We start from the raw sequence: 21,364 nt of genomic DNA on the forward strand, positions 1-21,364 counted from the left end.
AGGGAGCGCTTCCATGACATCTGGGGTTCTCAACCTCGTGCTGAAGCGGCTGGGGATCGCGGCCGTCACACTTTTGATCGTGCTGTTCGCTGTGTTCTTCGCCACCAGCATGCTGCCCGGCGACACCGCGTCGATCCTGCTCGGCCAGGCAGCGACACCGGAAGCGGTCGCCGGCCTGCGCGAGGCCATGCATCTCAACGATCCGGCGATCCTGCGCTTCCTGCTCTGGCTTGTCGGCCTGCTCCACGGCGACCTCGGCACCTCCTATGCCAACGAGATGCCGGTCGCAACACTGATCGGCGGACGCCTGGTCAACACTATGAAACTCGCGGGCATCACCACGCTGCTCTCGGTGCCGTTGGCGCTGACGCTCGGCATCACCGCCGCCATGCTACGAGGCTCCGTCTATGACCGCACCGTCACCATCCTGTCGATCGGCATCATCTCCGTGCCGGAATTCATGGTCGCGACCCTCGCGGTCCTGCTCTTCGCCGTTTATCTCAAATGGCTGCCGGCGCTGTCCTCGGTCAACGAGGCGCATTCGCTGACCGACCTCGTGCGCATCTATGCAATGCCGGTGATCACGCTCACCTTCGTCATCTCTGCCCAGATGATCCGCATGACCCGCGCCGCGGTGATCGAAACGCTCTCTACGCCTTATGTCGAGATGGCGCTTCTAAAAGGCGCCTCGCGCGGCCGCATGGTGCTGAGGCACGCGCTGCCCAACGCGCTCGGGCCGATCGTCAACGCGATAGCGCTCTCGCTGTCCTATCTGGTCGGCGGCGTCATCATCGTCGAGACGATCTTCAACTATCCCGGCATCGCCAAGTTGATGGTCGATGCCGTCGCCACCCGCGACCTGCCGCTTATCCAGAGCTGCGCGATGATCTTCTGCCTCGGCTACCTCTTCCTCATCACCGCCGCCGACATCGTCGCCATCATGTCCAACCCGAGGCTCAGATGACGATAGCGCGCGCCACAACCTCCCGGCGGTCCTTCCTGGGTCACAGCTACAGCCTCGTCGGCGTCGTGGCTGCGCTGGTCATCCTGGCCTGGACGCTCATCGCGATCGTGGCGCCCTACGTCATTCCCCATTCGATCGGCGACATTGTCGACGACGACTATTTCGGCCCGATGCGCCAGGGACTGTGGCTCGGCTCGGACTATCTTGGGCGCGATATGCTCTCGCGGGTTCTGATGGGCGCCCGCTACACCGTCGGCATGTCGCTCGCCGCCGTCTCCATCGCCTGCTTTTCAGGTGTCGTGCTGGGGATGATCGCGGCCGTCACCGGTGGTTGGCTCGACACCTGCCTCAGCCGCTTCCTGGACGCCATGAACTCCATCCCCAGCAAGCTGTTCGGCCTTGTTGTCGTCGCTGCGGTCGGCTCGTCGATCCCGGTGCTGATCCTGACCCTGGCCGTCATCTATATCCCGGGCGCTTACCGTTTCGCGCGCGCGCTCGCCGTCAACATCAACACCATGGACTTCATCACCGTCGCCCGTGTCCGTGGCGAGAGCACCGCCTACCTCATCGGCTCCGAGATCCTTCCCAACATCATCCGCCCGGTGCTTGCCGACTTCGGCCTGCGCTTCGTCTTCATCGTGCTTTTGCTCTCCGGCCTGTCCTTCCTGGGGCTCGGCCTGCAGCCACCGCTCGCCGACTGGGGCGCGCTGGTGCGCGAGAACATCGGCGGCCTGCCCTTCGCGGCCCCCGCCGTCATCGTGCCGTCGCTGGCAATCGCCAGCCTCACCATCAGCGTCAACCTGCTGATCGACAACCTGCCGCAGAAGATCAGGGACCGGGACGCATGAGCAATCTCGTCGAGGTCAGGAACCTGAGGATCGAGGCAAAGACCGACTCCGGACGGCTTGTCGAAATCATCAAGGGCGTCAGCTTCGATATCGCCGACGGCGAGATCGTTGCCCTGATCGGCGAGAGCGGCTCCGGCAAGACGACAGTAGCGCTCTCGCTCATGGGCTATGCGCGGCCCGGCTGCCGGATCGTCGGCGGCGAGATCAACGTCAACGGCAAGAACATGGCTGCCCTTTCCGAAAAGGAACGCGCCAGGCTGCGCGGCACCGACATTGCCTATGTTCCGCAAAGTGCCGCCGCCTCGTTCAACCCTTCCTCTACGATCATGGAGCAGGTCATCGAGGTCACGCGCATCCACAAGCTGATGCCACCCGAGCAAGCGCGCCAGCGCGCGGTCGAGCTGTTCCGGGCCTTGTCGCTGCCAGATCCGGAAGGGATTGGTGCGCGTTATCCGCACCAGGTTTCGGGCGGGCAATTGCAGCGGCTTGCAGCGGCCATGGCGCTCATCGGCGATCCCAAGCTGATGATCTTCGACGAGCCGACGACAGCACTCGACGTGACGACGCAGATCGACGTGCTGAAGGCATTCAAGTCGGTCATGCGGGCGGGCGGGATAGCGGGTGTCTATGTTTCCCACGACCTCGCGGTCGTCGCCCAGATCGCCGACCGCATCGTGGTGCTGAAAGGCGGCGAAGTGCAGGAGACCGGCACCACGGCGGACATCCTTTCGGCCGCCCAACACCCCTACACGCGCGAACTGCTGGCCGCCTTCGAACCGAAGCCGCGGCAAGCGCGTGCGGACGCGCATACCGGGACGAAACAGCTGCTGCGTATCGACAATGTGACGGCTGGCTACGGCGCGGTGCGGGATGACGGACTGCCCCTAATCCGCGCTGTCGATTCTGTCAGCCTCGTTGTCGAGAAAGGGCGCAATCTCGGCATCATCGGCGAGTCCGGCTGCGGAAAATCGACGCTGGCGCGCGTCATCGCCGGCATCCATCCGGCGGCTGCCGGTGACATCGTCTTCAACGGTGAGGAACTGCAGCGTGCCGCCAGGAAACGCAGCCAGGACCAACTGCGCGAGATGCAGATTGTCTTCCAATATGCCGATACCGCGCTCAATCCCGCCAAGCCGGTGGAGGACATCATCTCCCGCCCGCTGGCCTTCTACCACCGGCTCGACAGGCAGGCGCGCTCGAAGCGCGTCGATGAGCTGCTCGACATGGTGCGCTTGCCAAGGGGCCTGCGCTACCGTCACCCATCCGAGCTCTCTGGCGGCCAGAAGCAGCGCGTGAATTTCGCGCGCGCGCTGGCGGCCAACCCCAAGCTCATCATCTGTGACGAAATCACCTCGGCCCTCGATACGGTGGTGGCGTCCGCCGTGATCGAGCTGCTCAAGGAGCTGCAGCGCGAGCTAGGCCTCTCCTACATCTTCATCAGCCACGACCTCTCCGTCGTCGAGGCCATCTGCGACGAGATCATGGTCATGTACAACGGGGAACGGGTGGAGAAGATCACGCCCGACAAGCTGACGGCGCCCACCCACCCCTATTCCAAGCTTCTGTTCTCTTCGGTGCCGAAGCTCGACCCGACATGGCTCGACGGCCTCGTCCGCGACCCCGAACTCGTCAGCCAATACGGCCACCGATAGAGCGGTTCGCCATTTCACGGAAACCGCGAACCGCTCTATCCCTTTCCTTTTTGACGCAATTCCAAAGGGAAAGCGTTGCGCGCTTTTCCCGGGAAAACCGCTTCACACTTTTCCTGGAATTGCTCTGACTACATCGGAAACAGGCTGGGCAGCGGCATGTGCGCCTTGACGATGGGGGATTTCAGCACCACGAAGCTGAAATACTTGTCGATGCCGATATCCATGTCGGTCAGCCGCTCCATGATCGTCTGATACTCACTAATGCCGGAGGTCACGAATTTCATCAAATAGTCGTAGCCGCCCGACACAAGATGGCATTCGATGACCTGCTCGATCTTCTCCACGACAGCGAGAAAGCGGGCGAAGTCAATCTGACGATGGTTCTTCAACGTGATTTCGGTGAAAACGGTCAGCGTCTGGCCAAGCTTGCCTATGTTGATCTGCGCGGAATAGCCTTCGATGTAGCCTTCCGACTGGAGTTTCTTGACCCGCATCAGGCACGGGCTCGGCGACAGATGCACCAGATCGGCCAGTTCCACATTGGTGATGCGGCCGTTCTTCTGCAGTTCGTGAAGAATCTTGATATCGATCCGATCCAGTTTCACGGGTTGCCTCCGGGGAAGAGTGCCGCAGCACAAAATGCTGCCTTGCTGGTGACCATCGAGACTACCACAGCCCGCTGGCCTGTCCATCCGAACCGGTACCGCTTTGAAACGCAGGGACTCCTGATTTCAAACGGGCTGTCGGAATAAAATTCTGATTGGGCCTCAACTGCGGCAGCGGCTGCCTGCGCGACGCGATAGACTGGCGCTTCAAGGCAGAGAGGATCATGCGCGCGCCGCTGCAGCAAATCGAGACGTCCGGCGAACTGCCGCAATCCGCGGATGCGGTGGTCATCGGCGGCGGCATCGTCGGCATCTTCGCGGCCTATTATCTGGCGCGGCGCGGCATGCAGGTCGCGCTTGTCGAAAAGGGGCGCATCGGCGCCGAGCAGTCGAGCCGGAACTGGGGCTGGTGCCGCCAGCAGAACCGCGACGCCCGCGAGCTGCCTATGGCAACCCGCAGCCTCGATCTGTGGGACAGCTTTGCGACGGAGACCGGCGAGGACACCGGCTTCCGCCGCTGCGGCCTGCTCTATCTCAGCAATGACGAGGCGGAACTGGCCGGCTGGGCGCGCTGGCGCGACTATGCCAGAACCGCCGGCGTCACCACGCATATACTCGACAGCACCGAGGCCAGCGAGCGGGGCCGCGCCACCGGCCGGACGTGGAAAGGCGGCGTCTTCTCGCCGACTGACGGCACCGCCGACCCATCGCGGGCGGCCCCCGCCGTCGCCCGCGCCATCCTCAACCTTGGCGGCACCGTGCACCAGAATTGCGCCGCGCGCGGTGTCGAGATCGAGGCCGGGCGCCTGAGCGGCGTGGTCACCGAAAATGGCACAATCCGGACCAAGGTGGCGGTGATGGCCGGCGGCGCCTGGGCCTCGTCCTTTTGCCGGCAGTTCGGCTTCCGCTTTCCGCAGGCCTCGATCCGCTCCTCGATCCTGTCGGTCTCGCCGGGCGCCGAGGGCCTGCCGGACGCACTTCACACGGCAAAGATTTCGGCCACGCGGCGCGGTGACGGCGGCTACACGCTCGCGATCTCCGGCCGCGGCCGCGTCGACGTGACGCCGCAGCAGCTGCGCTTCTCTTCGCAATTCGTGCCCATGTTCCTGAAGCGCTGGCGAAGCCTCGGCCCCGGCGGGTTGCAAGGCGTGCGCTCGGGCCACGAAACGCTGAAGCGCTGGCGGCTCGACCGGCCGACGCCGATGGAGCGCATGCGCATCCTCGATCCGGCTCCGGACCGGGCCACGATCCGTCTGACCCATGCCCGCGCGCTTGAACTTCTGCCCGACCTCAGAAAGACGAAGATCAGCGCTGCCTGGGCCGGCTACATCGACAGCACGCCGGACGGCGTGCCGGCCATAGGCGAGATCCATTCCGTTCCAGGCTTTTTCCTGGCCGCCGGATTTTCGGGACATGGCTTCGGCATCGGACCCGGCGCCGGGCACCTCGCCGCCGATCTGGTGACCGGGGCAGAGCCGATCGTCGATCCGGCTTCCTATGATCCCCGGCGCTTCGACGCTTCGGCCTGGGGGAAGGTCGCCGATTTCTAGGACGTGATCCATGCCGTCCGTGCACGGCCTCCGGAACTGCATCAGCCGTTCCGGAGAAAAGCGCCGATAGGCGCTGGCCGGACAGGCGCCTGCCCGCGAAACCGGCCGACAGCGTCGGGCGTGCAGCCGGCTTGCGCCGCAACGAGCTCGACGGCAGCCAACTGGCAATAGCGCCCCTGGCATCGCCCCATGCCGACGCGCGACAGCGATTTCGCCCTGTTGGCTTCGCCGCCGCCGAAATCCACACTCTGGCGTATGTCTGTGGCAGTCACGTTCTCGCAGCGGCAAACGACCGCGTCGTCGGGGAGCGCCTGCACCATCGCGGCCGGCCAGGGAAAGGCCCGAGCCAGGCCGCGGGCAAAGCGCTCGAGCCGCGCGAGCTTGCGCAGATCGGCGCTTGCGGAAGGCAACGGATGTCCGAGATCGGCAAGGCATGCCGCCGCCGCGAGACGCCCCGCGATCTCCGCGCCGTCAGCTCCAAGAAGACGAGCCCCATCGCCTGCCAGGTAAATGCCATTGCCGACACGACCCATCTCGTCGGTGTTTGGCAGCCATTGCCGCCACTGCTCGTCATAGGTGAAGGCGCATCCCGAGAGGTCGGCCAGATGCGTCTCCGCCCGCAGGTGCCAGCCCATGCCGATCATGTCGCATGGAGTGAGGCGCTGCCTTCCGCAGGCGTCGCGCCAGCGCATCGCTGTGACACCTTGTTGGTCGGCCTCGATTCGTTCGAGCGTCACACCCGCATGGTAGCGGCTGCCGAGCCTGGCTCGCAGGGCCAGGCCGCGCAGCGCAACCAATGGCCGGGCAGCAAGTCCCCGGGCCCCTCGCATCTGCTGGCGCCAGGGCGAGGTATCGAGCGCCGCCGCCACATCCGCTCCTGCCTTGATGAGCTGGGCGCCGACCAGCGTCAGCAAGGGCCCCGATCCGACGAGCACGATGCGCCGCCCGAGCGCCACGCCCTGCGCCTTGAGCGCGATCTGCGCTGCGCCAAGGCCGTAGACACCGGCGTTCTGCCAGCCCGGCACCGGGGCGACGCGGTCGGACGCGCCGGTCGCAAGGATCAGGCGGTCATAGAAGACCACCTGCACGCCGCCCTCCCCCAGCACGTGCAGTCGCCCGTCCTGCACGGCGATGACCGAGCTCGCTGCGCTATGGGTGAGCCGCCCCTCTGCTGCCAGCCGGTCGAAGAGCGAATGCAGGGCCTCCGCCTTTGCAGCCTCCGATCCGTAGAGCTGCTTCGCAGTACGGGTGAACCCGGCTGGCGGGCGCCTATAGATCTGCCCGCCCGCGCGCTGCCCTTCGTCGATCGCGACCGGATGGAGTCCCGCCTCGACCAGCGTCGCGGCCGCCCTTATGCCGGCTGGACCGGCGCCCACGATCACGACCCGCGGCGACGAGGTCTCGCTCACGGCCAGCTCTCCTGTGGCGTCGTGCGCAGCCGCATACCTTCGCTGACAAGTGCCGAGCACGCCCGCATGCGCGGGCCCTCGTCCTGCCATACCCAGCAATCCTGGCAGGCTCCCATCAGGCAGAAGCCGGCGCGCGGCTCGGGTCCGAACTCGGATTTTCGCAATGTGTGTCCTGATGCCAGCATGGCGGTCAGCACGGTGTCGCCAGCAAGGGCGCCGCGCACCTCACCGTCGAGAAAGAAATGCACCACTGCGCGGTCGCGCTCGGCCAGCCGGACGATGCGGCCGGCGGTGATCATTCCGCTGCCTCTCGCACAAGGCGAGGACGCGGAAGTTCGGGGAAGCGTTCGCAGACCGCATCGAACGCCGCCTGGACGCCTTCCGGTCCCGAGCGCCCCTTCATGCGACGGAATATCTCCGTCTTGGCGAAAAACCGCCAGTGGATCGGCAAGTCCCGCAATATTGCGGTCAGCAGGTCATAGGCCGCCGGCGTCCACTGCGCTTCGTAGCCATCGCGCTCCGGACCGAAATGAAAATGGCCGGCGGCTGGCGCCTGCCGCGCGCGCAGTCTTTCCGTCGCCTGCACGTCGACCTCGCCGTCGCGGATGACGACCCCATAGTCGCGCTCGGCAGCCGTTGCCGAGACATAGCCACGCCGCACGTCCTGCGCGACGCGCCAGGGCTCGCGCTCACGCGGATCGCCGCGCCCGCCGCCTCCGGCGGAGCGGATATCGAGCACGTCACCAGGCTGCAGCACCGCCGTGTCGATGTTGCCCAGCCGCCGCTCGTGCTCGGTCCCGGGATTGACGACCATGTCCGACAGGCCGGCCGCCTTGCCGCCCAGCACGCCCCAGGGACGAAAGAAGCTGCGGTCGCGGTTGCGCGCCGTGATCCTGGAGTCGGGGGCGAAGACACGGAAAGCCATCTCGGTCGCCAGCCCGCCGCGCCAGCGCCCTGCACCGCCACTGTCCCTGGCGAGCCCGTATTTCACGAACTCGACCGGAGTCTCGGTCTCGGTGATCTCGATCGGCGTGTTCTTGAGATAGGCGGCATCGGCGCCCGATCCGTTGGTTCCGTCGCGATGCGGCATCGCGCCGCCGCCGCCCACCACGGGATTCACCGCCGTTATGACAGTCTTGCTGGTCCGCTCGTCCATGGTCATGACATTGACGATGCAGTTGTTACCGGCAGGTGCTGCGGGCAGGCGCTCCGGCACGGCTTGCGAGAAGGCGCCGAAGATGACCGACCGCAGCCGGGCGCAGGTGAGCGAGCGCATGCCCACCGCGGCGGGATGGACCGGATTGAGCACCGAACCTTCGGGCGTAATGCAGGTGAACGGCCTGGTGAGGCCCGTATTGAGCAGGAGCTTCGGGTTGAGCGTGTAAAGCACGTAGTAGACGCCCACCAGCAGCATAGTGTGTCGTGGGTCGCCGCCTGATGGCACGTTGAGCGAGGAGCCGAGCTGCGGATCGGAGCCGGTGAAGTCGAGCACCGCCTCGTCGCCTTTGATCGTCAGCGTCAGCTTCAGCCTGCAGGGATTGGCCTCGACCGAATCCTCGTCGGCATAATCGGCGAACTGCCATGTGCCGTCGGCCATGGCGCGCAGCACGTCGCGCGCCTGCGCCTCCGCATGGTCGAGAAGCGCGGAAACGCCCTCGATGAAGCCGGCCTTGCCGAACTTCCTCACCATCGCCTGGATTTTGCGCTCGCCGGTGTTGAGCGCGCCGACGAGCGCCTTGATGTCGCCGATGTTGAGGTCGGGCTTGCGCACATTGGTGCTCATGATCCGCAGGATCATCTCATCGAAGACGCCCTCGTTCACCAGCTTCATGGGTGGAAAGCGGATGCCTTCCTGATGGATTTCGGTCAGCGCCCGGCTGAGCGAAGCCGGTACCGCGCCCCCCATGTCGGTGTTGTGGATGTGCCCTCCGGTCCAGGCGACGATCTCGCCGTCGACGAAGACCGGCTTCCACAGATGCGTGTCGGGCGCGTGCGTGGCGACGTGGCCGGAATAGGGATCGTTGGTGAACGCAACGTCCCCCGGCCGGTAGTCGTCGACCATCGCGATCGCGCGGTGATATGAAAGCCCCGGATACCAGGTGGCGCCCAATTCCATCGGCACGGCGAAGGTCGCGCCTGAACGGTCCATCAGCATCACCGTAAAATCCTGCGTCTCCTTGACGAAGGCGGAGTGCGCGGTGCGGTGCAGCGTATGGGCCATGTTCTCGGCGGCCGCGCGGGCGTGGTTCGCCAGAACCTGAAGGTTTGTCCGGTCAAACATGGCGTCACTCGGCGAAGGTCAGCAGAAGGTTGAGGTGGCGGTCGACGCGTGCCTGCGTCCCAGCGGGAATGGCGAAGGTTGTGTCTTCCTGAACGACCACGGCAGGCCCCCGGAAGGTGCTGCCCGGCACGAGGGTCTGCCGATCGTGGAGGTCGACGGTCTCGACGCCCATGCCCGTGTAGACCGGGAGCCGGCGCGCCGGAATGGCGGCGGCGCCGATCTCGTCTGCCTCCGGGAAGGAGAGTTTCGGCCCGGCGCCTATGGCGGACAGCCGGACATTCACAAGCTCGATCTCACCGTCCGGATCGTGGAAATCGTAGAGCTGCTCGTGGGTGCGGTGAAAGGCTTGCTTGATTGCCTCCGCGCCGCCCTCCGCCAGACATTCCGGCGACAGCACGACCTCGATCTCATAACTCTGCCCGAGATAGCGCATATCGCAGGAGAGATTGAGTTCAGCGGCCGCATCATGCCCCTGGGCTGCGAGCCAGTCGCGGCCCTCTTGCGCGAGCGCCTCGAAGGATTGGCGGATCGCGGGGAGCGACGCGGTCGACAGCGGCGCGAAGATGGTGCGGATGAAGTCTCCGCGCAGGTCCGCCACCAGCCCGCCCAACGCCGAGACTACGCCGGGGCGACGGGGCGCCATGACGCGCTTCATGCCGAGCTCGCGGGCAAGGAAGGCACCGAGCATCGGGCCGCCGCCACCGAACGGCATCAGCGTGAAATCGCGCAGGTCGACGCCGGCGCGCGAGGCGAGTTTTTCAACCTCGACGAACATTTCCGACACCGCGACGTCGAGGATCGCCTGTGCGGTCTGCTCGACCGGGCGGCCGAGCCGAGCGGCAAGCTCGCCGACCGCGCGATACGCCAGCCCGGTATCGATCCGGAGCTGGCCATAGGCCATCTCGCTGTGGCCGAGCCAACCGCACACTACCATGGCGTCCGTCACCGTGGCTCGCTCGCCGCCACGGCCGTAGCATGCCGGTCCCGGCGTCGAGCCCGCCGATTCCGGTCCGACGCGCAGCACACCTTGCGCGTCGACGCTGGCGATCGAGCCGCCGCCGACGCCGATCGAGCTGACCGACACCGACGGGATATGCAGCGGAAACTCGCCGATCAGCTCGCCGGTGCCGAACTGCGCCTCGCCGCCAATGATGAGCGCGAAATCGGCGGAGGTCCCGCCGATGTCGAGGGTAAGGATCTTGTCCTCGCCGGCCTCACGCGCCAGCCACGAGGCGCCGATGACGCCGGAAGCCGTTCCCGACAACAGCATGTTGACGCAGGCGCGCTTGCCCTCGGTGGCGTTCATCAGCCCGCCATTCGACTTGGTCAGCATCGGGCGGGCCGGCACGCCCCGCTGCTTCAGCCGCTCTTCCAGCGCCGACAGATAGCCCGAGACGCGCGGATGGACATAGCCATTGAGGATGGCGGTCGAGCTGCGCTCATATTCACGGATAACCGGCCAGACCTCGGCCGAGGTGAAGACGAAGAGATCGTGCGCCAGCCGCGCGATCGCCGCCTTCACCGAAGCTTCCTGCGCGGCGTTGCGCCAGGCATGGAGGAAGGAGACTATGATCCCTTGCGCCCCGTTCGCCTTCGCCGCCGCGACCGCACTCTCCACCGCTGCCATGTCCGGCGCCTGGGACTCACTGCCGTCGGCGCGCATGCGGGCCGGAATGCCGAAGACCATGTCGCGCGAGATCAGCGGGTCCGGCCGCGAGCAGAACAGCGAATACATGTCCGGCATGCGAAGCCGCGCCAATTCGATCACATCCTCGAAGCCGGCATTGGTGAACAGCGCGAGCGGTGCACCCTTGCGCTGGATGATGGTGTTAATGCCGACGGTCGTGCCGTGCACGAAGCGGGTCATATGGGCGGGATCGAAGCCTTCGCGTTCGGCGAGAATAGTGAGGCCGGTCATCAGCTCGGCGCCGGGGTCCTCCGGCGTCGTCAACACCTTCAGCGAGGCGACGCGTCCCGAGTTTGCTTCGAGCGCGCAGAAATCGATGAAGGTCCCGCCGATATCGACGCCGACCTTCCAGTCCGCCTTACTCCGCGTCTCACCCGTCGCGACGGCACCACCCATGATGTGTCCCTTCCTGTCTGCTCCCGAAAACTGGCACGAGCGGGCACTGAGGGTCCAAGATGGATGAAGGGCAAGGATATAAGTCTTGCTTATGCCTTGGCGCGATGCCCACCGAGAACCGCGGAACAGGCCACACGGATTGCGTCGCGCATCATCTCATCGGCCCGCGAAAGGGCCCGGGCGCGCGACGTCAGCAGCGAGATCGGGAATTCCGGCCCGGCCGCCAACGGCCTGACGGCTAGTCCGGAAAACTGGTGCCAAGGGAGCAGCGCGTCGACGAGGCCGATGCCCAGGCCGGCCTGGACGAAGCCGACCGCGGAAATGGAGACATCTATCTCCAGCGACGGCGAAAGCGCCACGCCTTGCGCGCGGGCGGCGTGAGCCAGCTCTTCGGCGGGACGGGTGTTGCCGCGATAGGATATCAGTTCCTCGCCGACGAGATCGGCGAGCGTCAGCTCGGTTTTCCTCTGCAGCGGATGCCCGGCGGGCAGCAGGCAGGCGAAACCGACGCTGCCGATCACCTCAGCCTCGATATCGGGCGGCAAACGGTCGTCCAGGGCCACGCCGAGGCTGGCATCGCCGGCACGCAGCATGTCGACGATCGCGGCGATCGGCGCGCTGTGGGAACGCAGCAAAATGCCGGGATGCTGCGCCCGGAATGCGGTGAAGGCGCGCGGCAAGATCGCCATGGCCGGCGGCGGCGAAGCCGCTACCCGCACCAGTCCGGTCCGGCCGAGACGCAGGTCGGTCGTCTTGCGGCGCAGGCCGTCGAGCCCCGCCGACAGCCTCTCGGCATCGGCGAAGATCTCGAGCGCTTCCGGCGTCGGGCGAAGCCGTCCCTTCACGCGCTCGAACAGCGTGAAGCCGAGTTCGTCCTCGGTGTGGAGCAGTATCTGGCTGAGCGCAGGCTGGGAGATGTTCAGCATCCGCGCCGCCGCGGTCACCGTGCCGGCGCGCATGACGGCGATGAACACTTCGAGCTGCCGGGCCCGCATTGCCACTCCATAGGTAAAGCTTATGGGTCTTGCCCAAACCCATCTTTGACGCAATGCCGCGGCGCCGACAAGATGGATGCATCCAAGGATCAAGGAACGACTATGGATGTGATCGTGCTGGGCGGCGGTCTGATGGGGACGGCTTCGGCCTATTTCCTCGCCAGGCGCGGCGCGCGCGTGACGCTGATCGAGCGCAACCGGATAGGCGCCGGGGCGACCGTCGCTTCATTCGGCAACATCCGGCGCACGGGCCGCCATTTGTCCCAGCTGCCGCTGGCCCATCGCTCGCTCAAGCTCTGGGGCGAGGCCGAAAAAATGCTTGGCCGCGACGTCGAATTCCGCGCCACCGGCCACATAAGGCTGATCTTCGATGAGGGAAGCCTTGCCAACATGCGGGCCTATGCCGAGGCGGCCCGACCCTGGGGGCTAGAGTTGGAAGAATTCGGCCCGAACGAGATACGCACCCGCTTTCCGGGCCTCGGCCCCGAGGCGATCGCCGCGTCGTTCTCGCCGCATGACGGCAGTGGCAATCCGCGGCTGATCGCGCCGGCCTTTGCCGAGGCAGCCCAAAAGCTCGGCGCGGCAATCGTCGAGGACGCCGAAATCGAGACGATCAAGCACACCGGCTCCGGTTTCCTTGTCGCCACTTCGAAAGGTTCTTTCGCCGCTGACTGCATGCTCAACACCGCCGGCGCCTGGGGCGCGCGCGTCGCCGCCGAATTCGGCGAAGATGTGCCGCTGGACGCGCGCGGCCCGCAAATGGGCGTGACCGAGCCGCTGCCGCACCGGATCCTGCCGGTGGTCGGCATCTGGACGCGTGACAGGGATCATGGCGCCTATCTGCGTCAGGTCGAGCGTGGCAACATCGTCTTCGGCGGCGCGGCGGAACGGGTATCGGTGGACCTCGATCCCGGTTACGCAACTGCGGATCCCATGCGCCTCCCGGTGCAATTGCGCGCCGTCGCGCGGCTGCTGCCGGCGATCGCAAAGGTCGCTGTCATCCGCACATGGTCCGGATGCGAGGGTTATGTGCGCGACATGCTGCCGGTCATGGGGCACTCGGCAACGACGCCGGGCCTCTTCCACGCCTTCGGTTTCTGCGGGCACGGCTTCCAGCTCGGCCCGGGCGTCGGCGACGCCATGGCTGAACTCATGATGACCGGCCGCTGCGAAACACCGCTCGACGATTTCAGGGTGGACCGCTTCGGCCGCGCGGCATAACGAACTGAATTGATCACGGTTGGCCGTCCCAAGGCCACTGGCAATGACCGTTCTTAGGAAACGCCGGAACCTTACCGCACCGGCCTATTTGAGGCGCAAAACTGCCGTTCGTTTGATGGTCCTCAGCGGCCCACCATAAGTCAACAAAATCAAAGCGATGCGTAGAGGTTCGCCACTTAACTTTGGCTATCCAAAGGAAGAAATATGTACTAAGTCATTGATAAATAACGATAATGGTAGGCCCGGAGGGTGTGTGACTTCTAAGGAAAATCAATGGTTTAGCGGATGGTTAGCCAACCCATATCCTTCGTATCGTCTCGTATGGTCTGGCGAACTAAAGACACTGAAAGTGGATCATTAGATTGGATACATCGACTACTTAGCGCGGCCGCCCCGACCGCCGGCCGTAGGCTCGCAATTTGCAAGCTCTGCAGTTTGCCAGTTAAGGGCTCATCAATGCCGAATGCTCCTCCAATCATCTCGGCATTCCGCTCGGAGGCAGCCGTCGCTTCAGAGCGGCGATGCGGAACGGTGCATTGACGGCGCCGTAGCCCTTGTAGCCGTTTCGGCGCTCAACTACCTCGAAGAAGAAGCCCTCGCCATAGTTTTGGCTATAGAGCTGGAGATACTCACCGACCTCATCGCGATCGTAGAGGATATTCTCGGCTCGCAAGCGGCTCGTCAGATCAGGATCCAAGCCGAGACGTGCTTCAAGGTCATCATAGTAGTTCGCCGAAATTTCCAGCGCATGGAAGCTCAGTAGTCTCAACCGAGCCGCCGTGGCAAAGATGTCGTCGCATGCGAATGCGATATGCTGGATGTTGGAGCCGAAGCTTTCGGCGATGAAGTGGCCCGCCAGTGTCTTGCGGCTTTCGGCACCGTTGAGCGTCAGTCGCAGTCGGCCATCCGCCCCCTCGACGACTTGGCTTCGTACCAGACCGCCTGGATCGACGACGTCGACCATCGGCAATTTTCGCGCGCGGAAGATGGAAGTGTAGAAGAGAAGCCAGGTCAGCATCTCCTCATAGTTCATCGTCTGCGCGGTATGATCGATGCCGACAAGGCCAGCACCTGGCTCGCCGGTTTCATTTAGCGGATCGAATTCAACGTCCCAGACCTTCGCGAGAGCGTTATCGAGGAAGTAAATGACGCCGCCGCCGACGCCGCGGATCGCAGGAATGGAGAGCTCGCCCACGCCGCGTTGCTCGGCGAAGGTCTCCGCGCCCAGTGCCCTCGCCCGCGCCACAGTTGCAACTGCGTCGGCAACCCTCAGCCCCATCGCATAGGCGTTGGTGCCGTGCACGACATAGGAGGAATGGGCAAAGCCGTCGTGCCCGGTGTTGATGACGATGTTGATCCCGCGGTCTCCACCTTGCCTCCACACTGTCACGTCGCGATTCTTGTGGCGAGCCGACAGCGAGAAGCCCATGGTCGAGAGAAGTGCCGCCAGCTCCTCGCCTTCCTTCTCGTTGGCCGCGAACTCGACGAACTCGACCCCCGAGACACCAACCCGGTCCGGCATATCCGGTGGATCGAGCGCAATTGCCGGCTCGGCTCGGCGCACCTGATCCATCAGAAAGATGAGCGAGCGCCTTCCATCCATCGCGATCGACTTTGGCGAGCCGCCGCGGAATTGATCGTTGAATATCTCCAAGGATAGTGGCCCCTCATAGCCGGTCGCCGCCACGGCCCGCATGAAATCGGTGACCGGCAGGTCGCCCTCTCCCGGCATGTTGCGGAAATGGCGGCTCCAGTAAAGCAGATCCATGTCGATCAGCGGTGCATCCGCAAGCTGCACGATGAAGATGCGGTCGCCGGGGATGGCGCGAATGGTGTCGACGTCGATCTTTCTCGACAGAGTGTGGAAGGAATCGAGAATGAGGCCGATGTTCGCATGGTCAGCACGGCGCACGATCTCCCAAGCGTCGCGATGGTCGTTGATATGGCGCCCCCAGGCGAGCGCTTCGTAACCGACGCGCAAGCCCCGCCGCGCGGCGCGCTCGCCCAGCTCGTGAAAATCGGCGGCGGCCCGGTCTATGCCGCCAAGCGCCGCTGGCGAGACGTTGGAGCAGATCAGCATCAGATCGGTGCCGAGCTGCTGCATCAGGTCGAACTTGCGTTCGGCCCTGTCGAAGGCGCGTTGCCTTTGCGGCTCCGGTAATCCTTCGAAATCACGGAATGGCTGGAACAGCGTGATCTCCAGCCCGTGATCGCGAACCATGCGGCCCACCTCAGCCGGCGTGCCGTCGAAGGCCAGGAAGTCGTTCTCGAAAATCTCCACGCCATCGAACCCGGCCGCGGCTATGGCCGCGAGCTTTTCGCGAAGGTCGCCGCTGATCGAGACGGTGGCGATGGAGGTCTTCATCGTTGCTGGCGCGTCACAGGAGCGCGATGACACGCGTTGGCCCGCCGGTCGCGCCCTTTACCTTCGGAATGCCGAGGAAGAGACGCGCGCCGGCTTCCGGGATCGCATCGAGATTTGCAAGGCACTCCACGCCCCAGCGGCCGCTGCCCAGCCATTCATAATGGACCGGGAATGCTCCGGTCGAATTAAGTCCCGTATCGAGCGAAAGCGTATCGACGCCGATACCCTTCACCTTGCGTTCGTTGATCAGGAACTGCGCGGCCTCAAGGTGAAAACCAGGAGTGTGGTTCTTCTTCTCGTCGTCCCTACCAGCGAATTTTGGATCGCTGACCAGTTTGTGCCAGCCGGAGTTCATCACCACGCAGCAGCCTTCCGGCAGGGGTCCGTTCTTCATTTCCCAGGCCTTGATGTCGTCGGGCGTCAACGCAGTGTCAGCGTTCTCGCCAGCGCGCGCCGCGATGTTGATGATGGCCACCGGAACGATCAGGTCCGCGATCGGGATCAGATCCGCCGTCATTCCATCGGCGGAAAAGTGGATCGGCGCGTCCATATGCGTGCCGCTATGCTCGACGATCGTCCAGCGGTTGAGGTTCACCTTGTCCTTGGCGAAGGTGACGAGATGTTCGACAGTGAACCATTTCTCGCCACTGAAGGTCGGAAAGCCCTCATAGAGAGCGTGCGAGAGGTCGACTGTATCAGTGAAGCTGATCGGCGCCGCCTGGGCTGGCGGCCCCGCCGGAAGCGTGGCGGCCGCCGCGCCAAGCCCCAGTGTAAATCCGGCTTTGAGCAAGCCTCTCCGCGTCGCATTTTCACAGATCGAATGAAGACATCCTGGAGGGCACATCCGATTTCTCCTTCCCCTGTTCGGTTCAAAATCCACGCACTTACTATACTAACCAGTTCGTTCATTGTTCATGCGAGCGAACCCATGATTGACATTGCGCGACTATGTGTCGATCAACTCCCGCAGCGCTTTCACGGCTGTTGCGTATCCACGAGGTCCGAGACCGGCGATGACCGCAGTCGCGACCGTCGAGACCAGCGAGCGATGATAGATTTCCTCACGCCGATGGATGTTGGATATGTGCAGCTCGACGATCGGCCCAGTAAACATCTTCAGCGCGTCGAGAATGGCAATCGAGGTGAAGGAGAAGCCTGCCGGATTGATGACGATGCCGGCGCCGTCCTCGATCGCCTGGTGGATCCAGTCGACGATCTCGCCCTCGAAGTTGGACTGATGGAAGCGAAGGGGATGTTCCCCTGTCGCCTCCCGGCACATGATCTCGATCTCGGCGAGCGTCGTCCTGCCGTAAATCTCGGGTTCGCGTGTACCGAGGCGATTGAGGTTCGGACCGTTGATCACGAAGATAGGCTTCATTCAGCAGCTCCTGTCACCCTTGATAGCCGAGCAAGCGCGGCAGCCAGAGCACAAGCCCCGGAAAGAACGTGATCAGCGCCAGCGAACCGATCATCGCCCAGAGGAAGGGCAGCACATTTCGCACCAGCTCCCTGAACGGCACCTCGGCGATCCTGGTCATGATGAAGAGCAGCAGGCCGTAAGGCGGTGTGACCAGGCCAAGCATGATGTTGACGACGACCACCACGCCGAAATGCACCAGATCGATGCCCAGCGCTCTGGCGGTCGGGATGAGCACCGGAACGATCACCAGCAGGATGGTCGTTCCTTCTAGCACGCAGCCCAGCAGCAAGAGCAGGATGTTGACGAGGATAAGGAAGCCGGTGGGCGATAGCTGCCAGGCATGCAGCAAGGCGCTCACCGACTGCGGGATATTTTCGACGGTGACCACATAGTTGAACACCAGCGCGCCACCGATCAGCATGCCGATCGAGGCGCTGGTGCGGGCGCTGGCCAGCACCGAACGGTAGAGATCAGCCAAGCTGACGCTGCGATAGAGGACCACCGAGACCAGCAGCGCATAGGCGCCGGCGACGGCAGCCGCCTCAGTCGGCGTCGTCGCACCGCTATAGATGCCACCCAGCAACACCACGGGCATCATCAGCGAGGGCAATGCCTGCCAGGTGATGCGCGGCAACTGGCGAAGCGGTGTTGGCGGCTCGACCGGGAAGCCACGCACGCGGGCATGATAGGCGACGATGATCATCTGCCCCGCCGCCATCAGCAAACCCGGCACGACGCCTCCGAGGAAGAGGTAGCCGATCGACGCGTCGGAGACGAGGGCGTAGACGACCATCGGGATGGAGGGGGGGATGATCGGCCCGATCACGGCGGTGGCGGCGGACAGCGCGGCAGCGTAGCTCGGCGGGTATTTGCCATCCTTGGTCATCATCTTCTGCATCAGCTTGCCGGGGCCGGCCGCATCGGCGATCGCCGAGCCCGACATGCCGGCGAAGATGATCGCCTGGACGATGTTGACGAAGGCGAGGCCGCCGCGGAAGCGACCGACAATGGCATTGCAGAAGCGCAGCAGCCGCTCCGTCATCGAGCCGATGTTCATCAATTCGGCGGCCAGCACGAACAGAGGCACCGCAAGAATGATGTAGTTGGCATACATCCCGTTCAGCAGCTGCTCTGCCACGGTGCCCATGTCGAGTCCGGCTAGCAGGAGATAAAGGATCGAGCCGGCGATCATGGCATGACCGATCGGCAGGCCGAGAAAGGCGAGCGCGGTAATCGCTACGATTGACAGGGAGAAGGGGCTGGCAAGGTTCACGTCCCGGACCCCATTTCTGTCGGATCTGGCCTCTTTGGAGCTGGGCCGAAGGCGGCCTGCCAGGAGAGCCACAGGTAACGCACAAGCGTAGCGACGACGAACACCACGTAGATGGAGAAAAGCCAGTCGAAGCGGAACTTCAGGTAGGCGGTGTGCTCGACCTTCATGAAGGTCACGTAGGCGAGGACCGCTGGGAAGGAGATCGCGTAGAGCGCGACGATCGCGGCGGCCGCGGCCAGGAACATGATGCGGCGGACCCTTGGCCCGGCCGATGCGTAGAAGAGGTCGAAGCGTATCTCCTCCTCCTCGCGGATCACGAAGGCTGCGCCCCAAAGCACCAACCAAATCCACAGAATGACGCTCAGCTCATTGGTCCAGCCGATCGGGAAGTTGAGCAGGTAGCGGAAAAGGATCTGCAATAGGAATACGGCAAACATCAGCGCCAGCATGGCCGCGAGCACGACCTCGGCGAAGCGATAGAGTCCGCCGGCGATGGAGCGGGGATTGGCGTTCAAGACATGTCCCTCGTGGCAGTCGCTGCTGGCGCAGCCAGCTCCGTCGGGCTTTGACCGCCGGAGCCGGAGGGCGCATCAGAGCGCGTTGATCTTATCCAGCATCCCCGCCGGCCAGTCCTTCGCCAGGTCCGACGCCAGATACTGCTCCTGCACATGCTTGCGGAAGGCGGCGACGTCGGGCTCGTAGAGCTTCAGCCCCTTGCCCTTGAAGAACTCAACCAGCTCCTTTTCCCGCGCCAGATGCTTGCCGGTCGAAAATTCGATGGCAGCGTCGGCCGCCGTCTGGAACTTTGCCTGCTTGTCGGCGCCCATCTCGTCCCACACCTTCTTCGAGACAGCCAGCAGATCGAAGCCAACGAGATGCGACGTCAGCACGATCTGAGACATCACTTCGTAGAATTTCATGTTCTCGACATTCGGCAGCGGATTGTCCTGCCCGTCGATCGCGCCGGTCTGTAGACCGGTATAGACCTCCGCATAAGCCATCGGGGTCGGGTTGGCGCCGAGCGCCTTGCCAAGGAACTGCCAGGCGTCGCCGCCAGGCATCCTGAGCTTGACTCCGGCCAAATCGGCGGGTGTCTTGACTTCCTTGTCGGGCTTGAGGCCTAACTGGCGCACGCCGAAATAGGTAGGGCCAAGCACCTTTATCCCGAGCTGGTCCTCGGTCATCTTCTTCAACTCCGCGCCTGACTCGCTGGCGAAGAACTTTCTCATGTGGGCCGCATCGCGAAACAGGTAGCCCGCGGTGACAATCGACCATGCCGGAATTTGCTTGGAGACGTCCTGCGGGGCGATGTTGCCCATTTCGAGGTTGCCGCGCTGCATGGCGACAAGCTCGGTACCTTGCTTGAAAAGGTTGCCGCCATAGTACCCTTCGAAGGTGAAGTCATCCTCGATGGCGTCGGCGAATTTCTTCATCATTTCGGCCCGGATGTCCTGCTCTGAGAACACCGCCGAGAATCGCAGCTTCGGCTTGTCCTGCGCAAAAGCCGGAAAGGCCGCGGCGGTCGTCATAAGACCAGCGCCGACAAGAAACTGGCGTCGGGTTGCGTTCAGCGTCATATCTTCCTCCCTGTTTTATTCCCATGGTCCTGATGGGGTTCGCCGCCGCCAGCCGATCGCGGAAGGGGCGTGTCGTCAAAGGCGGTGAACGCCGCCCTCATTCGATCGATGTCCGGTGCGATGCCGGTGAAAAGTTCGAAAGCCCGCGCCGCCTGATAGACCGCCATGCTCTGGCCGCTCAGCGTGCGGCAGCCCCGGCGCCGCGCTTCGGCCAGAAGCTCCGTCTCCAGCGGGAAGTAGACAATGTCGGCAACCCAGCAATCTGGCCTCAGCAACGCAGGATGGAGAGGGATACCCGGTAGCTTGGCCATCCCCACCGGCGTCGCATTGACGATCCCGTTCACCCGCGCCGCTGCCGCTACGCAGTCGGAAACAGCTTTCACCCGGTCGGCGCCGAACTGCGACGCGAGCCGCGCTACCAGCGCGGCTGCCCTTGCCCCCTCGATATCGAAGAGCCGCAGCTGCCCGACGCCGCCTTCCAGGAGTGCGTGGGCAACCGCCGCACCGGCCCCGCCTGCACCGAGCAGCAGGACGCTGTCGCTGGGTACCCCAGCCATCTCCCGCCGGAAACTCTCCTTGAACCCGTGCAGGTCGGTGTTGTGCCCAATTCGGCGGCCGTGAGCGAGCACGACAGTGTTGACAGATCCGATCGCCTCTGCCGCCTCGGACAATTCGTCGAGCAGCGGGATGATCTCCTGCTTGAAGGGATATGTGACATTCAGCCCGTCGAAGCCGAAATCTGCGGCGGACGCGAGTATGTCCTCGAGCCGCAAGGTCCCGTCGCCCATGCGGTCGGCATCGAGCAGACGATATATGTAGGCAATGCCTTGTGCCCTGCCCTCGGCCTCATGCATTGCCGGCGTCCGCGACAGTTGGATGCCTCGCCCGATCAGGCCGACCAATACACGCCGCGGATCGGCAGCCGCATACCCATCGGCCTTGATGCTGGCAGTAGCTGACGCCAATCCAACCTCCCCGACGCCGCCTTGCTCCTCGCAAGTTCCTCCCGGCATCCAAAGCCAGTTTGTACCGTTCGGTTAATTTCGTCAATGGCTTTGTACGAAACGGTTAATTTGCTAATCGTTCGCGCTGGAGTAACCCTTCACTGGGAGAATTAGCCT

Annotated in this window: 18 protein-coding genes; 5 read left to right on the plus strand and 13 right to left on the minus strand. The window is 64.1% G+C overall.

The genetic code is table 11. The features are described from left to right. Positions 1-13 precede the first annotated feature (13 nt). From ACWGTI_RS01400 to ACWGTI_RS01410, 3 genes are read left to right on the plus strand one after another with little or no spacing between them, the layout of a single operon-like run. On the plus strand, positions 14-964 hold the full coding sequence (locus tag ACWGTI_RS01400; protein WP_454585467.1) for an ABC transporter permease: 951 nt from the start codon (positions 14-16) through the stop codon (positions 962-964). Continuing rightward, positions 961-1,812, plus strand: coding sequence for an ABC transporter permease (locus ACWGTI_RS01405; RefSeq protein WP_454585468.1), 852 nt, complete (start codon positions 961-963; stop codon positions 1,810-1,812). Before ACWGTI_RS01400 ends, ACWGTI_RS01405 begins: the two co-directional genes overlap by 4 nt. Continuing rightward, positions 1,809-3,464, plus strand: coding sequence for an ABC transporter ATP-binding protein (locus ACWGTI_RS01410; protein ID WP_454585469.1), 1,656 nt, complete (start codon positions 1,809-1,811; stop codon positions 3,462-3,464). The genes ACWGTI_RS01405 and ACWGTI_RS01410 overlap by 4 nt, the downstream gene beginning before the upstream one ends. 128 nt (positions 3,465-3,592) lie before the next feature. Here ACWGTI_RS01410 and ACWGTI_RS01415 read toward each other — a convergent pair whose 3' ends face one another. Next, positions 3,593-4,069 (minus strand): Lrp/AsnC family transcriptional regulator, encoded by a 477-nt coding sequence (locus tag ACWGTI_RS01415; protein WP_192259777.1) that lies wholly within the window; start codon positions 4,067-4,069, stop codon positions 3,593-3,595. A 224-nt stretch (positions 4,070-4,293) separates the two neighbouring features. On the opposite strand from ACWGTI_RS01415, the gene ACWGTI_RS01420 reads away from it, so the two are divergent. Beyond that, positions 4,294-5,619: an NAD(P)/FAD-dependent oxidoreductase gene (locus ACWGTI_RS01420; RefSeq protein WP_454585470.1), complete on the plus strand. Its 1,326-nt coding sequence runs from the start codon at positions 4,294-4,296 to the stop codon at positions 5,617-5,619. 41 nt (positions 5,620-5,660) lie between these two features. On the opposite strand, the gene ACWGTI_RS01425 is transcribed toward ACWGTI_RS01420, so the two are convergent. From ACWGTI_RS01425 to ACWGTI_RS01445, 5 genes are all read right to left on the minus strand, one after another. Next, positions 5,661-7,028, minus strand: a complete 1,368-nt coding sequence (locus tag ACWGTI_RS01425) for an FAD-dependent oxidoreductase (RefSeq protein WP_454585471.1) — start codon at positions 7,026-7,028, stop codon at positions 5,661-5,663. Further along, positions 7,025-7,327, minus strand: coding sequence for a (2Fe-2S)-binding protein (locus ACWGTI_RS01430; protein ID WP_454585472.1), 303 nt, complete (start codon positions 7,325-7,327; stop codon positions 7,025-7,027). Before ACWGTI_RS01430 ends, ACWGTI_RS01425 begins: the two co-directional genes overlap by 4 nt. Continuing rightward, positions 7,324-9,309 (minus strand): hydantoinase B/oxoprolinase family protein, encoded by a 1,986-nt coding sequence (locus ACWGTI_RS01435; protein WP_454585473.1) that lies wholly within the window; start codon positions 9,307-9,309, stop codon positions 7,324-7,326. The genes ACWGTI_RS01430 and ACWGTI_RS01435 overlap by 4 nt, the downstream gene beginning before the upstream one ends. Before the next feature lie 4 nt (positions 9,310-9,313). Continuing rightward, on the minus strand, positions 9,314-11,392 hold the full coding sequence (locus tag ACWGTI_RS01440; protein ID WP_454585474.1) for a hydantoinase/oxoprolinase family protein: 2,079 nt from the start codon (positions 11,390-11,392) through the stop codon (positions 9,314-9,316). Between the two features lie 89 nt (positions 11,393-11,481). Next, on the minus strand, positions 11,482-12,387 hold the full coding sequence (locus ACWGTI_RS01445) for a LysR family transcriptional regulator (protein ID WP_454585475.1): 906 nt from the start codon (positions 12,385-12,387) through the stop codon (positions 11,482-11,484). A gap of 102 nt (positions 12,388-12,489) precedes the next feature. On the opposite strand from ACWGTI_RS01445, the gene ACWGTI_RS01450 reads away from it, so the two are divergent. After that, a complete protein-coding gene (locus ACWGTI_RS01450; RefSeq protein WP_454585476.1) occupies positions 12,490-13,608 on the plus strand; it encodes an NAD(P)/FAD-dependent oxidoreductase in 1,119 nt (372 codons plus the stop codon). Between the two features lie 475 nt (positions 13,609-14,083). Here the strand turns inward: ACWGTI_RS01450 and ACWGTI_RS01455 are convergent, their stop codons facing one another. The 7 genes from ACWGTI_RS01455 to ACWGTI_RS01485 all read right to left on the minus strand — a co-directional run bounded on the left by ACWGTI_RS01455 (position 14,084) and on the right by ACWGTI_RS01485 (position 21,187). After that, positions 14,084-15,973, minus strand: a complete 1,890-nt coding sequence (locus ACWGTI_RS01455) for a bifunctional sugar phosphate isomerase/epimerase/4-hydroxyphenylpyruvate dioxygenase family protein (protein ID WP_454585477.1) — start codon at positions 15,971-15,973, stop codon at positions 14,084-14,086. Positions 15,974-15,986: 13 nt separating this feature from the next. Next, positions 15,987-16,763 carry a cyclase family protein gene (locus ACWGTI_RS01460; protein WP_454585478.1) on the minus strand — a complete coding sequence of 259 codons (777 nt, stop codon included), beginning with the start codon at positions 16,761-16,763 and terminating at the stop codon, positions 15,987-15,989. Between the two features lie 156 nt (positions 16,764-16,919). Continuing rightward, positions 16,920-17,351 carry a type II 3-dehydroquinate dehydratase gene (locus ACWGTI_RS01465; protein ID WP_454585479.1) on the minus strand — a complete coding sequence of 144 codons (432 nt, stop codon included), beginning with the start codon at positions 17,349-17,351 and terminating at the stop codon, positions 16,920-16,922. Positions 17,352-17,364: 13 nt separating this feature from the next. Beyond that, positions 17,365-18,666 (minus strand): TRAP transporter large permease, encoded by a 1,302-nt coding sequence (locus tag ACWGTI_RS01470; protein ID WP_454585480.1) that lies wholly within the window; start codon positions 18,664-18,666, stop codon positions 17,365-17,367. Further along, a complete protein-coding gene (locus tag ACWGTI_RS01475; RefSeq protein ID WP_454585481.1) occupies positions 18,663-19,181 on the minus strand; it encodes a TRAP transporter small permease in 519 nt (172 codons plus the stop codon). The genes ACWGTI_RS01470 and ACWGTI_RS01475 overlap by 4 nt, the downstream gene beginning before the upstream one ends. A 75-nt stretch (positions 19,182-19,256) precedes the next feature. Continuing rightward, positions 19,257-20,243 carry a TRAP transporter substrate-binding protein DctP gene (gene dctP, locus ACWGTI_RS01480; protein ID WP_454585482.1) on the minus strand — a complete coding sequence of 329 codons (987 nt, stop codon included), beginning with the start codon at positions 20,241-20,243 and terminating at the stop codon, positions 19,257-19,259. Next, on the minus strand, positions 20,240-21,187 hold the full coding sequence (locus ACWGTI_RS01485) for a shikimate dehydrogenase (protein ID WP_454586460.1): 948 nt from the start codon (positions 21,185-21,187) through the stop codon (positions 20,240-20,242). Before ACWGTI_RS01485 ends, dctP begins: the two co-directional genes overlap by 4 nt. Positions 21,188-21,364: the final 177 nt, after the last annotated feature.

The organism is Mesorhizobium sp. ArgA1 (assembly GCF_053714375.1).

What these genes read in the sequence shown, in the direction of transcription:
- ACWGTI_RS01455 (WP_454585477.1), bottom strand. Translation starts at nt 15,973, where the DNA reads ATGAAGACCTCCATCGCCACCGTCTCGATCAGCGGCGACCTTCGCGAA.
- ACWGTI_RS01400 (WP_454585467.1), top strand. Translation starts at nt 14, where the DNA reads ATGACATCTGGGGTTCTCAACCTCGTGCTGAAGCGGCTGGGGATCGCG.
- dctP (WP_454585482.1), bottom strand. Translation starts at nt 20,243, where the DNA reads ATGACGCTGAACGCAACCCGACGCCAGTTTCTTGTCGGCGCTGGTCTT.
- ACWGTI_RS01405 (WP_454585468.1), top strand. Translation starts at nt 961, where the DNA reads ATGACGATAGCGCGCGCCACAACCTCCCGGCGGTCCTTCCTGGGTCAC.
- ACWGTI_RS01465 (WP_454585479.1), bottom strand. Translation starts at nt 17,351, where the DNA reads ATGAAGCCTATCTTCGTGATCAACGGTCCGAACCTCAATCGCCTCGGT.
- ACWGTI_RS01430 (WP_454585472.1), bottom strand. Translation starts at nt 7,327, where the DNA reads ATGATCACCGCCGGCCGCATCGTCCGGCTGGCCGAGCGCGACCGCGCA.
- ACWGTI_RS01440 (WP_454585474.1), bottom strand. Translation starts at nt 11,392, where the DNA reads ATGGGTGGTGCCGTCGCGACGGGTGAGACGCGGAGTAAGGCGGACTGG.
- ACWGTI_RS01445 (WP_454585475.1), bottom strand. Translation starts at nt 12,387, where the DNA reads ATGCGGGCCCGGCAGCTCGAAGTGTTCATCGCCGTCATGCGCGCCGGC.
- ACWGTI_RS01435 (WP_454585473.1), bottom strand. Translation starts at nt 9,309, where the DNA reads ATGTTTGACCGGACAAACCTTCAGGTTCTGGCGAACCACGCCCGCGCG.
- ACWGTI_RS01450 (WP_454585476.1), top strand. Translation starts at nt 12,490, where the DNA reads ATGGATGTGATCGTGCTGGGCGGCGGTCTGATGGGGACGGCTTCGGCC.
- ACWGTI_RS01420 (WP_454585470.1), top strand. Translation starts at nt 4,294, where the DNA reads ATGCGCGCGCCGCTGCAGCAAATCGAGACGTCCGGCGAACTGCCGCAA.
- ACWGTI_RS01410 (WP_454585469.1), top strand. Translation starts at nt 1,809, where the DNA reads ATGAGCAATCTCGTCGAGGTCAGGAACCTGAGGATCGAGGCAAAGACC.